This is a genomic window from Butyricimonas synergistica DSM 23225, from assembly GCF_000379665.1.
GTDB classification, from domain to species: Bacteria; Bacteroidota; Bacteroidia; order Bacteroidales; family Marinifilaceae; genus Butyricimonas; species Butyricimonas synergistica.
Genome location: NZ_KB903359.1, coordinates 104,053 through 116,492, shown reverse-complemented (window position 1 = coordinate 116,492; position 12,440 = coordinate 104,053). Strand labels below are relative to the sequence as shown.

Annotated in this window: 14 protein-coding genes; all 14 read right to left on the bottom strand. The window is 49.2% G+C overall.

Annotated features, from left to right (window positions below):
* Positions 1-48: 48 nt before the first annotated feature.
* Complete coding sequence (atpG, locus tag A3CY_RS0100530) at positions 49-921, bottom strand: ATP synthase F1 subunit gamma (RefSeq protein ID WP_018335924.1); 873 nt, start codon at positions 919-921, stop codon at positions 49-51.
* An 82-nt stretch (positions 922-1,003) separates the two neighbouring features.
* Positions 1,004-2,578 (bottom strand): F0F1 ATP synthase subunit alpha, encoded by a 1,575-nt coding sequence (atpA, locus tag A3CY_RS0100525; protein WP_018335923.1) that lies wholly within the window; start codon positions 2,576-2,578, stop codon positions 1,004-1,006.
* 19 nt (positions 2,579-2,597) lie between these two features.
* Positions 2,598-3,149: an ATP synthase F1 subunit delta gene (atpH, locus tag A3CY_RS0100520; RefSeq protein ID WP_018335922.1), complete on the bottom strand. Its 552-nt coding sequence runs from the start codon at positions 3,147-3,149 to the stop codon at positions 2,598-2,600.
* A gap of 11 nt (positions 3,150-3,160) precedes the next feature.
* The gene (atpF, locus tag A3CY_RS0100515) at positions 3,161-3,658 is read right to left on the bottom strand and encodes a F0F1 ATP synthase subunit B (protein ID WP_018335921.1); all 498 of its coding nucleotides are present in this window, start codon (positions 3,656-3,658) and stop codon (positions 3,161-3,163) included.
* 9 nt (positions 3,659-3,667) lie between these two features.
* Entirely contained in the window at positions 3,668-3,925 is a 258-nt protein-coding gene (gene atpE, locus A3CY_RS0100510; RefSeq protein WP_018335920.1) for an ATP synthase F0 subunit C, read from the bottom strand.
* Between the two features lie 31 nt (positions 3,926-3,956).
* Positions 3,957-5,057, bottom strand: coding sequence for a F0F1 ATP synthase subunit A (gene atpB / locus A3CY_RS0100505; RefSeq protein WP_018335919.1), 1,101 nt, complete (start codon positions 5,055-5,057; stop codon positions 3,957-3,959).
* Between the two features lie 7 nt (positions 5,058-5,064).
* Positions 5,065-5,298 carry an ATP synthase F1 subunit epsilon gene (gene atpC / locus A3CY_RS0100500; RefSeq protein WP_018335918.1) on the bottom strand — a complete coding sequence of 78 codons (234 nt, stop codon included), beginning with the start codon at positions 5,296-5,298 and terminating at the stop codon, positions 5,065-5,067.
* Between the two features lie 114 nt (positions 5,299-5,412).
* Positions 5,413-6,921: a F0F1 ATP synthase subunit beta gene (gene atpD / locus A3CY_RS0100495; RefSeq protein ID WP_018335917.1), complete on the bottom strand. Its 1,509-nt coding sequence runs from the start codon at positions 6,919-6,921 to the stop codon at positions 5,413-5,415.
* Between the two features lie 146 nt (positions 6,922-7,067).
* Positions 7,068-7,460 carry a hypothetical protein gene (locus A3CY_RS0100490; protein WP_018335916.1) on the bottom strand — a complete coding sequence of 131 codons (393 nt, stop codon included), beginning with the start codon at positions 7,458-7,460 and terminating at the stop codon, positions 7,068-7,070.
* A gap of 100 nt (positions 7,461-7,560) precedes the next feature.
* The gene (locus A3CY_RS0100485) at positions 7,561-9,222 is read right to left on the bottom strand and encodes a tetratricopeptide repeat protein (RefSeq protein WP_026207149.1); all 1,662 of its coding nucleotides are present in this window, start codon (positions 9,220-9,222) and stop codon (positions 7,561-7,563) included.
* Positions 9,223-9,236: 14 nt separating this feature from the next.
* Positions 9,237-10,175, bottom strand: coding sequence for a PstS family phosphate ABC transporter substrate-binding protein (locus tag A3CY_RS0100480; protein WP_040371209.1), 939 nt, complete (start codon positions 10,173-10,175; stop codon positions 9,237-9,239).
* A 113-nt stretch (positions 10,176-10,288) separates the two neighbouring features.
* The gene (locus tag A3CY_RS0100475) at positions 10,289-11,113 is read right to left on the bottom strand and encodes an energy transducer TonB (RefSeq protein WP_018335913.1); all 825 of its coding nucleotides are present in this window, start codon (positions 11,111-11,113) and stop codon (positions 10,289-10,291) included.
* A 3-nt stretch (positions 11,114-11,116) separates the two neighbouring features.
* Entirely contained in the window at positions 11,117-11,788 is a 672-nt protein-coding gene (locus A3CY_RS19920) for an ExbD/TolR family protein (protein ID WP_018335912.1), read from the bottom strand.
* A 34-nt stretch (positions 11,789-11,822) separates the two neighbouring features.
* On the bottom strand, positions 11,823-12,425 hold the full coding sequence (locus A3CY_RS0100465) for an ExbD/TolR family protein (protein ID WP_018335911.1): 603 nt from the start codon (positions 12,423-12,425) through the stop codon (positions 11,823-11,825).
* Positions 12,426-12,440 lie beyond the last annotated feature (15 nt).

Here is a 12,440-nt window from a genome sequence, read left to right as displayed (position 1 = left end):
TAAACAATTGAAAACTTATCAATTGAAAATCTAAAATCAATAAATTTTTTATTCCAGCGCCCCCCCGGCGATGTCCATTAACTCGGCGGTGATATTCTGCTGCCGAAGTTTATTGTATTCCAGCTGAAGGCTCTTCAATAGCTTGATAGCATTGTCGTTTGCCATCTGCATGGAAAGGATACGGGATGCTTGCTCAGAGGTCTGATTCTCGAGCAGGTACCGGTACATGATGGAATGAATCACCAACGGGTAGACCGTTTCTAAAATCTCTTCGCACCCCGGCTCGTAGATATACACCTTATTCAGTTCGCTCCCGGAAAGGGTTTTCGTTTCTCGAGGAATCCACGGGAGTAATTGTACCCGGGTAATAATCTGCGTCCCCATACTCTTGTAATGGGAATAGATCACGTCCACCCGGTCGATTTCCTTGACTATAAAACGACGGATCAACTCGTCCGCCAACGCCGTACATCCCGCTGCATACTGTTTCGCATCGAAGAACTCGGGAATCTCCATCGTTTCCACTCCTGCAGTCCGTTTTACCTCGTTCACGATCTTTTTGCCTACCGGATAGACCTGTACCGGGGACTTTACTTGTGTGCTATACTCCTTCAACGTTTCCAACAACTTCTTGTACAGCGTCAAGTTGAAGGCACCACACAATCCCTCGTTGGCAGCAAAAATAACAACTGCCACCCGCTGAACCGTTCTTTCCTGACTCAACGGCGACTGATATTCACACGTCATTGTCGCGATGTGATCCAATATATTTTGTAATTGCTCCATATAAGGTCGAGCGTTGTTTAACGCATTCTCAGCCTTCCTTAACCTCGCCGACGAAATCATCTTCATCGCCCCGGTAATCTTTTGAGAAGAATGTACCGAACCTATCCTCCCTTTCAGTTCTCGTGTTGATGCCATATTTATAAGTTCATAAGGTTTATAAAGTTCGTAAAGCCTGTAAAGCCATTTTAAGCCTTACAAACTCGATGAACTTTATAAACTAATTAAACGTTTGTGCCACGTCGCCCGCCACTTCTTCCAGCAGCTTGGAAACGTTCTCGTCCAGAATACCTTTGCTCAGCGGGTCGAGAATTTCTTTCTGGTACCTGGAACGCAGGATTTCCAAAAACATCTTCTCGAATTCGGCGACGTGCTTTAACGACACGTTGCGCAACAATCCCTGTGTGCCGCAATAAATAACGGCAATTTCTTCCTCCACGGACATCGGGGCGTGCTGCGGCTGAATCAACAGCTGGGCGTTTTTCCGTCCCTTGTCGATCACCATTTCCGTCACGGCATCCATGTCGCCACCGAACTTGGAGAACGATTCCAATTCGCGGTATTGTGCCTGATCGATCTTCAGCGTCCCGGCAATCTTCTTCATAGCCTTTACCTGTGCATTACCACCGACACGGGACACGGAAATCCCCACGTTGATTGCCGGGCGTACTCCTTCGTTAAACAATCCCGATTCGAGGAAAATCTGCCCGTCCGTGATAGAAATCACGTTCGTGGGAATATATGCCGACACATCGCCCGCCTGCGTCTCGATAATCGGCAAAGCGGTCAGGGAACCTCCACCCTTCACCATCGGTTTCAGGTTTTCCGGCAGGTCATTCATTGCCTGTGCCATCTCATCGCTGGAAATAATACGTGCCGCTCTTTCCAGCAAGCGGGAGTGCAGGTAGAAAATATCACCCGGGTAAGCCTCACGACCGGACGGACGGCGCAGAATCAAGGAAATCTCCCGGTAAGCCACCGCCTGCTTTGAAAGGTCGTCATACACCACGAGCGCATTGCGCCCGCTATCCCGGAAATACTCGCCAATCGTGGCTCCGGCAAACGGGGCGTAATAACGCATGGCTGCCGAATCGGAAGCGTTGGCGGCTACCACCACGGTGTACTCCATGGCTCCCCACTCCTGCAAGGTATTCACGAGCATTGCCACCGAGGATGCTTTCTGCCCGATAGCCACGTAAATACAATAAACGGGGTCACCCTTATCGAAATTCCTTTTCTGGTTCAATATCGTGTCCACAGCAATAGAGGTCTTTCCCGTCTGGCGGTCACCGATAATCAACTCCCGCTGCCCCCGCCCGATAGGCACCATCGAGTCGATCGCCTTGATACCCGTCTGCAAAGGTTCTTTCACCGGCTGACGGTAGATCACCCCCGGAGCCTTACGTTCCAGCGGTAACTGCATCAACTCGCCCGGGATAGCCCCGGCACCGTCGATGGGGTCACCCAGCGTGTTGATTACACGCCCGAGCAGTCCTTCACCCACTTTAATGGAAGCGATGTTCCCGGTTCGTTTCACCGTGTAATTCTCCTTCACGCGGTCACCGGCATTCATCAGGATTACCCCCACGTTATCCTCTTCCAAGTTCATCGCGACACCCCGAACTCCATTCTCGAATTCGAGCAACTCGTTCGCCTGAACGTTATCCAACCCGAAGACATGAGCAACGCCGTCACCTACTTCCATCACGCGCCCCACTTCTTCAAAAGCCATTCGAGTATCCACCTCCTTGAGCTGCATCTCTAATATGTCCGATATTTCATTCGCTTTCAACATAAATTTTTACAATTGAAAATTAATAAACTTCTCCCAAGCCAAGCCCGTCACCTATCTCTTTGAGTTCCTTCATTAACGAGGCATCCAATTGCTTCGTACCTATCTGCAACACGAAACCGCCGATAATTGTCGAATCGATCTTGTAGGCAAATTCGATCTTCATGGAAGCGTAACGGTGCCTCACGAAGTCCTCTATCCGTTCCATCGTCCCTTTCGGCAACTCTGCCGCCGTGGTAATCTTTACCCGAATAATGCCGTAGACTTCCCGGTAAAGTTTCTGGAACATCAAACAAATCTGCCTCACGTACATCTCCCGGTGATTCCTTATCACTAAACGAATCCCTTTGATATAGGCTTCTCCCGGCTCGATACCGATAGCCGTGGAAAGAAGCATTTCCTTGTCCGCAGGTGATAATAACGGATTCAACAAAGCTTTTTGCAAGTCGGGATGCGCGATATAGTTTGCCTCGAATAATTTCATCTTCTCGTAAACCAAATCGGCAGCACCCAATTCCCGCGAGTATCGAAGCACAGCCTTCGCGTATCTACGAGCAATCAATCCTTCGTCCATATCTTCCTCCTTTACTCTTTATTTTCAAGCTCGTTCAACAATTTGCTGATCATCTCTTCCTGAGATTTATCCGAAGTCAAGTCTTTCCGCATCACCTTCTCCGCTATCTGCAAAGACAATGATGCCACTTGTACCCGCAATTGCCGTTCTGCTTCCCGTTTTGCTTGCTCTATCGATAAATTGGCAGCCACTCTCACCCGTTGCGCCTCGTTCTCCGCTGACTTGCGTGCATCCGCTATCATCTCCCGTTTCAGTCGTTCGGTCTGCTGCAACACGTCCAGCTGTTGCTCGTGGGCTTCCGCCAGCAACGCCTTGGCATCCATTTGCGCCTTTTCCCGGTCTTTCTTCGCTTCCTGGGCATAAACCACGCCTTTATCAATAAAGTCCGCCCTCTCGTCCAGCATACGGACGATGGCAGGCCAGGCGTATTTTGCCAGGATGCCGAAAAGAATCAAAAAGACGACCAGCATCCAAAACACTAATCCGAGTTCCGGTGTAAACAATGACATAGCTTCTTTTTATACAAACAATGCTAACAAACAAACGATTATCGCGAAAAGGGCAACACCCTCTATCAATGCGGCAATCACGATCATATTCGTTCTGATATTATTCGTTTCCTCCGGCTGACGGGCAATGGAATCCATGGCAGAGGAACCGATCTTACCGATACCGATACCAGCACCAATGGCTGCTAAACCTGCTCCGACACAAGCACCTATCTTTGCCAGACTCATCCCGGCTGCCGCAACTTCCAATAAAATTAAACTTTCCATAACCTTACTTATTTTAGATTTATTGATTTTATTAATTCTGTGATTGAGAATCACTCAATCGTTTCACTCTTGCCAACCCGATAAATATCGTGGAGAGCAACATAAACACGTATGCCTGAATAAAACCGATCAGCACGTGAATCAAGTTCATGAACACGGCGAACAGTATCGAAAATATCGTCGTCACTCCCACCACGACCTGTCCCATCGCACTAAACATGAAGATCAGCGAGATCAGTACCAGGACTATCAAGTGCCCTCCCAGCATATTCGCGAAAAGACGAACCATTAGGGCAACGGGTTTCGTGAACACCCCGAAGATCTCGATAATCGGCAACAGGGGCACAGGGCATTTCAACGCGATCGGTACATCCGGCCAGAATATCTCTTTCCAGTATTCCTTCGTCCCCGAGACATTGACCACAACAAAAGTACAAACTGCCAGCACAAGCGTGATAGACATATTTCCCATCACGTTCGCTCCTCCCGGGAAGAAAGCGACCAAGCCCATCAAGTTGGAAATGAAAATGAAGAAAAACAACGTCAGCAAGTAGGGTGCGTATTTCCTCGCTTCTTTTCCCAACACGCTCACGATGACTTCCTTGTACAACATTTCCACGACCATTTCCACGCTTCCGACGCCTTTTCTCGGGGCTTTATACTTGTTCTTCCGGTAAAAACGCACCAGAGAAAAAACGATCAACAACGTGATCAAGGCACTAATCATGATCGAGAACACGTTCTTCGTGATCGAGAAGTCATACGGGCGATACTCGTTCCCCGCGGCATCCGTGCCGACCACTTTCCCCTCGTGATTCCCGCCACGAGCAATATAGAACCCCTCGTAGACCTTCCCGTCCTTCAGGCGGCGGGAACTGAACACGTGCCAACTTCCGTCCTCTCCCCCCACGATCACGGGCAGTGGAAGGGTTACCCGTCCCACGATCTTCCAACCGTACTCGTCACCCAGATGCTCGAAAATGGTTTCTTTCGGGTTAAACGCCTGTGCCGATTCCTCCACCTCCTGTCCCAGCGAATCTACCCGCATAACAATATTATCCTGTGCCAAAAGCATCGATGCCCCTGCCAGCAGAAAGAATATCGTCAATATATGTCTTGCATAACTTTTCATTCGTGTATCAATTTATACATACCACCACGTTGTTGTCCCGAACCTCCACGACTCCCCCTTTTATATCGATGCTTTTCTCCCCGTTCGTTCCCCGGTAAATCAATTTCCCTACCGTCAACGTGGATACCAGCGGAGCATGATGATCCAGTATCGTGAACTGTCCCACCGTACCGGGCAATTTCACCATTTGCACCTCACCTTTATAAAGCACTTTTTCCGGAGATACTATTCTTAAAACCATCTTTACAATTTTAGATTTTAAATGATTCCAACCGCACTAGCCAACGCTTATTTTGTGATTCAATGATTTCCGATTCTGTGATTATAAATCACCTAATCCATTAATCGGCAATCACTAAATTGTTTTCGCTTTCTCCATCATCTCCTTGCCTTTCTTGATCACGTCGTCGATTGTTCCGGCGTTCATGAAGGCTTGCTCGGGATACTCGTCCATATCGCCATCCAGAATCATCTTGAAACCGCGTATTGTTTCTTCCAGCGGCACCATGACTCCCGGGATACCCGTGAACTGTTCCGCCACGTGGAAAGGTTGCGACAAGAAACGCTGTGCCCTTCTCGCACGAGCCACGACGATCTTATCCGAATCCGACAACTCGTCCACTCCCAAAATAGCGATAATATCCTGCAACTCGTTGTAATGTTGCAACAACTCGATCACCCGCTGTGCCGTCTGGTAATGTTCCTCGCCGACAATCGCCGGGTCGAGGATACGGGAACTCGATTCCAACGGGTCTACCGCCGGGTAAATACCCAATTCCGTGATCTTACGGCTCAACACTGTCGTGGCATCCAAGAAACTGAACGTCGTGGCTGGCGCCGGGTCGGTCAAGTCGTCCGCCGGCACGTATATTGCCTGAATAGACGTGATTGACCCGTTCTTGGTGGAGGTGATACGTTCCTGCAATTTACCCATCTCCGAGGCAAGCGTGGGCTGATACCCTACCGCCGAAGGCATACGTCCCAACAAAGCCGATACTTCCGAACCCGCTTGTGTGAAACGGAATATATTGTCAATAAAGAACAAAATCTCCTTTCCCCCCTCGTTGGAGTCGCGGAACATTTCCGCCACGGTCAATCCCGACAAGGCAACCCGCAGACGTGCACCGGGAGGTTCGTTCATCTGCCCGAACACGAGCGTAGCCTGCGATTGGCTAACTTTTTCCATGTCCACGCTTTCCAGATCCCATTCCCCATTCGCCATTTTCTCCCGGAATTTATCGCCGTAGTTGATTACCCCCGACTCAATCATCTCCCGCAAAAGGTCGTTTCCTTCACGGGTACGTTCACCGACTCCGGCAAAAACGGAATACCCGTTATGTCCCTTGGCGATATTATTAATCATCTCCATGATTAGCACGGTTTTACCTACTCCAGCACCACCGAACAAACCGATCTTTCCTCCTTTGGAATAAGGCTCCAACAGGTCGATCACCTTGATACCCGTGAGCAACAATTCCTCCTGAATAGACAAATCCTCGAACTTCGGGGCTTCCCGGTGAATGGAAAGCGTATCCTTGTATTCCAGCGGCGCCAGATAATCGATGGCACTACCCGTCACGTTCAACAGGCGTCCCTTGATCTGGTCGCCCGTCGGCATGGTTAACGTTCGTCCCAGGTCAATTACCTTCATCCCGCGGTACAACCCGTCGGTTGTATCCATTGCCACGCAGCGCACGGTGTCTTCCCCCACGTGCTGCTCCACCTCGACGATCAATTTCGTCCCGTTATCCCTCTCGATTTCCAAAGCCTCGTAAATTGGCGGCAAATCTCCCCCGTCATTTTCGAAGATTACGTCCACAACAGGACCAATCACTTGCGTCACGTACCCGACATTCTGTGTCATAATATAGATTTTAAAACGTTCTTTAAATGCTTGCTTTTAACTTTAACGTATCTTCACCGGGAATGGTTTTCCTTCCATCGAACTTTCTGCTCTTTTTTACACGTTTTTTTTATCACGTGCACGATAATTATATCCCGGCAATACTGTTAAATCACTAGACGATCAATCCAATGGATGTAAGAACCCTGGACGTGTTTCTTAAATAAATAGTCTCGGAATTTCTCCAACCGGATCACGTGGAGAGATTTCAATACCGAATCCTGATATGAGAATGACTTCAAGAAACCAACTTTTTTCTCCTTATCCGTACTCGTGTCACCCGACAGATCTATTTGACCGGGAAGGATGAACGAACTACCAATGAAATCGTAAGCCTTGGTCAGATCGCCGAGGGTAAATCTCCCGTTCAAACGGACAGGAACCGGACATTCCGCCGTGGCATCCACGTCCTGTGCCAACGTCACTTCTCCGGACATCACCCGACTCCCGAAGCAAAACGTTATAACAACAACCGACAATATTTTTAGCCACAACTTCATTTTCCGTTTCTCTTATTGTTTCGTGAGCAATAGTGCAATTTCCATACCAAAACATTTCATTTGAAGAACTATTTCTGAACAATTGAAAGTTGAAAATTGCTTAAAGTTTGATGCTTTCCAGCGCCTTCAAGGCAATCTCGTCTTTGGCGTCCAATGTTAACACTTTGGAGAAGAACTCCTTTGCTTCACCGTATTCAGCCTTTGCCGGATCCGGATTGCCGTTATTCTTCGTGGTGATGCCATCGGCAATGACGTAATGGTAGTAACCCAGGTATTTATAACTTTCTATCAATTCCCTTTTGTAACGTTCCGGGTTGTTCAAAGCGATCTCCACCACTTTCTCGTAATAAGGTTTCGCCAAACCCTCCACGGTTTCCGGGTCGAGCATTGAATTCACACGGGCACGCCATAAGTATCCCACGTAGCTGCCCGGTACTTTTTCGCTCAACGAGGCAAACAGGCTATCGGCTTTCACCAACTCCGCCTGTTGTTCGACGGCTACCGTGTCCCGGCAAGCCATGTTGTAATAACATCTCCCCAGTTTCAACAAATCCTCCGCCGAGGCTTCTTTCACGAAATCGATATACCGGTTGTAGTACACGACAGCCGAATCCAACTGGTTGGTCTTCACGAAAATATCAGCAATCTCCTTGTTTAACTCCTGATGTTTGTCATCAGCCAGTAAAGCCTTCGCGTAATACACTTGTGCATCTTCATAATTCTTGTTCGCAGCAAGTTGTTCGGCATAACATAAAAAATCCTGGTAAATCTGGTGATCTTCCGGAGTCGATTCGATAAAATGGCGGATAGCCTCCAAGCACTTCTCCCCGTCCTCCCGTTTTGCCAGACAATAAGCATACAGACGTTTGGCGACCAGATTGTCCGGTCGTTCTTTCAACACTTGCTCCAACACCGGCAGCATCTCCGAGTATTGTTTGTCAAAATACAGGATTCCGGCATACCGCAACAAATTCTCGGTATCGTAATAACCGGAACGAATAAACTTCGTGTAATTCTCTGCCGCGGCTTTACTATTTCCCGACATCTCGTGCAATTCCCCCAACGAACTGTAAACACCACAGAAATCAGGCGATATTTCGCACACCTTGTTCAACTTTTCGAGGGAAAGTGAACGATTGGTAGACATATAGAGCCGTGCCTGCTTCAAGTATGCGCCCAAACAATTCGGGGAAAAATAAACCGCCATCTCGTATTTGGCACAAGCATCACCCGTGCGCCCCTGCATTTCCAACACATCCCCCTCCACGAGATAAGGCAAACCGCTCTTGTCGTCCAATTCCTTCGCCCGGTTCAGATACTCCATCGTTTTCGCGACATCCCCCTCGTGCAGGTAAGCCCGGGCTATAGCGACTTGCAAAGTGGCATCTTTCTTGTATCCTTTCGTCCCGAGCGCCTCTTTAAACAAGGATTCCGCACCCGAGGGATCGTTTTTCAGTTTCAATCCCCCCTGCCCTATTCGGTTGTAAGGATAATCCGGTTGTACCGCCACGCCTTTGTCATAATAGAAACGGGCAGAATCTCTTTGTCCCAGTGTCAGGTAACATTCACCCAGGTAATAATACGCCTCCGCCCGTGCCGACGGGTCGGTCAGTGCCGGCAAATTATTCAGGAAAAATATCTTCGCAGAACCCATCATTCCCGACTCGTAGAAATCTATCCCGACCCGGTTGTCCGCCGCTTTTGCGCTCACGGAAAGGAGCGAGAAGAAGAATCCGTATAATATCCATTTCGTTTTCATCATTTTCAAGTTTTAAGTTAGATTTGGTCTCTCACGTTCACGATATTCACGGGCATCGTGGCGGGCAACAATCCCGCTTTCAAGATAATACGTTGTCCCCGCGAACCGGCAAAAAAGGACGTCAACCCCGAGGGCAACACGCTCCGGGGATCGTTCAAGAGAATATAAATATCCCGGCGCAAGGGATATTGTCCCGTGTAAAGGTAATACTGGTAAGGTTGGTAGCTGTTCCCGTAGGTCGGGCGGTCGGCACGGCTGACACGGGCTACCTGTACCTCCCGGAGAAAATCCCGGCAAAGCGAGTCCCTCTCGTCGCTGATCCAATTTACCCCGATTACCCCCAAGGCTCCCGGCGTGTGTGCCACGTAGTCGATCACCTTCCGGTTAGTCCCGGCGGCGTGGCAACGGTCAGACAAGTTCTCTTGCCCGCAGATCGAGTCGATCACGTAACGCACGGTACTCGAATTAGGATGGTCGAACACGACCTGTATCTCTCCCGCGCGGGAAGCCGGGGTAAGTTCATCCCAGCGGGTGATCTTCCCGGAAAACACTTTCCGCAAGGTACTCACGTTAAATATCGAATCGGCATTTTGCCTGTTGACAATCAAGGCAATCCCGTCCGTGGCTACTTTCACTGACTCCGGAAAAAACTTTCTACTATGGAATGACTCTAATTCGTTTTCCGTCAAAGGTCGTGTTGCCAACACCCACCGCACGCTGTCGCGCAACAATAGGTTAATCGCCTCCACCTCGCTCATGTAGAGCGGAATGACACCTGCCAGGTTGTATTGTGCCTCGAAAACGTTGATGCTTTCCTCCGCCAGCGGGGACAACGTTTCGTCGACAGCAACCCGGATAACCCCGCTAAACAGGGTATCCTGGACTCCCGATGTTTTCCCTTTACAAGCCACAAGGGACATCAGGCACAACAGCCAAAAACCGATTCGAATATTCATGATCGTTATTATTTAAGTTACCAGTCTTCAAATATGCCTTCGGCAGATGCCGATTCCGGATGATAACATCCCTTCACCTCACCCTGCCGAAGGCTCTCCCGACTGCAACATTCCTACTTTTGTAATTTAAAGGAAATAGGTAACGTGAACCGAACGGATACCGCCTCGCCCCGCTGTCTTCCGGGTATCCATTTCTTCATCGCTTTGACAACCCGGATCGCCTCCTTGTCTAAAGACGGGTCCACGGAACGAAGTACCAGCACGTCGCGTACCGCACCGTCACGCCCGATGACAAATTGCACGATGACCTTTCCCTCTACATTCATTTCCTGTGCGATAGACGGGTAGTGTATCTCTTTACCTATCCATTTCATCAGGGCTGCCATACCACCGGGATATTCCGGGGCTTGTTCCACGACCTGAAATACCTCGTCGTCGCTCGCCACGATCAACTTGTGATCTTCCAAGTCGGCAATGTCCTGCCCGTTATCCTCGTCGTTTCCTTTCACGTCAGCCACGGAAATAGCCGCTTTCGCTTGGTTCACTTCCTCCTGCGTCTTCATCTCGTCCGCCTCGTTCACCTCCTCGTCCTTTTTAATTACAGGGGCTGTAAATTTGATCGTCGTCTTCAAGGTAGGGGGAGGCGGCACGTTCACCGCCACGATCTTGTTCTCTTCCTTCACCTCCGGCAATTCCATTTTTATATTGGAAAGCTCGGTCACCGTTACCATTTTCTCCTGTGCCTTCACCGGGGTCAGGAATCGGATAAAGGCAGGAAGCACCATCGCCAGCACGATACAGCCTATAATCACGATATAGGCTACCAGGTGGCGCCGAGAGGACTGCTTACGGAGTTCGTAAGCGCCATAGTCCTTGTTCTTCCCGGCAAACACCAGTTCGCACCACTCCATCGAATTTATATGAATATCTTTTGCCATAACCTACTGTTTTAACTCCCGGTACTCGATGACTTCTTTCAGGTCGTCGGCGTACCCGGCGTGTGTTTTATCCTGTAACAGGCGCAAGTCGCCCGGCGTGATGTCCATGATGGCGTAACGTCCGATATTGCATATCTGCATCTCGTCGAGCACGTCTATCAGGTTCTTGTAATTAGAGAAATCCGTTGCCTTGATCAATACCACGGGCGAATCCTTGCCCTTCCGGACTTCCGCCGCCTCCGTCATGTACTCGTCGTTCGTGATCTCCAGGTTCGCTTTCTTCTGTTTCAGTTCCCGGATTTTCTGCATCACTATCTGGTTGCGTCCCAATAATATCGCACGCAGACCGTTCGGGGAAAAGTCCGTTTCCTGTATCATATCGGGGTTCTCGTAATCCGGCTCACCCATGTAGTAATACACTTTTCCCTCTTTTCCCAGCAAGATCGTCATCGCCTTGGAAGCCTTCACCTTGTTCTGCTCCTGCTCGTTCAGCAAATCCTTCCTCGGCATACTGATTTCCATCGTCTGGGGCTTGCTCATGGAAGTACAGAGCATGAAGAAAGTAATCAGCAACATATTCATATCCACCATCGGCGTGAAGTCCACCCGGATACTGAATTTTTTCTGCTTTCCTTTCTTGCGTTCCCCGCTTCCGTTTTGTTCTATCTCTGCCATAATATTCGTTTCAAGTTTTAACCTGTAACTTTCGTCACACTTGGGGCATATTGCGCAGGGAGGTAATCAGGTTGTACCTGTTCTCCCGTAAATCCTGCAATGTTGCCATGATATCTTTAATCAACGGGTAGGGCGTGTTCTGGTCTGCCTTGATCGCGATCACCAGCTCTTTGTTCACCTCGCGGGCAAACTGCATCCACGACCGGAACTGGTTGTTCGTGCTATCGCAAGGAATCCCGTAATTCATCACTACCTTGTCCTGATCTTCGGGGGACAACGCAAGGAATTGTTTCATCCCTTGAATCGGTACCCCGAAAGAATTGCACAGGCTGAACTTTTTCAACTCCTCGTTGGTAAATTCAATCTGGTAGTTCTCGCCCATCTTTTTCAATACTTCCATTCTGTCCTGCGGCTTATCCAAGCTCATAAACACTTTCCCGGACGGTTCGACCAATATCGACACGATATTGTTGTCGGGAATCTTGATATCCGAAACCGACTGCGGCGGGTTCACCTTCACCGGCTCCTTCTGGATAAACGTCGAGGTCAGCATGAAGAACGTCAACAACAGCACCGTCACGTCGCTCATGGCAGTCATGTCGATAAATGTCGATTTCTTCTTTATTTTCTGGCTCATGACTCGAGTATTTAC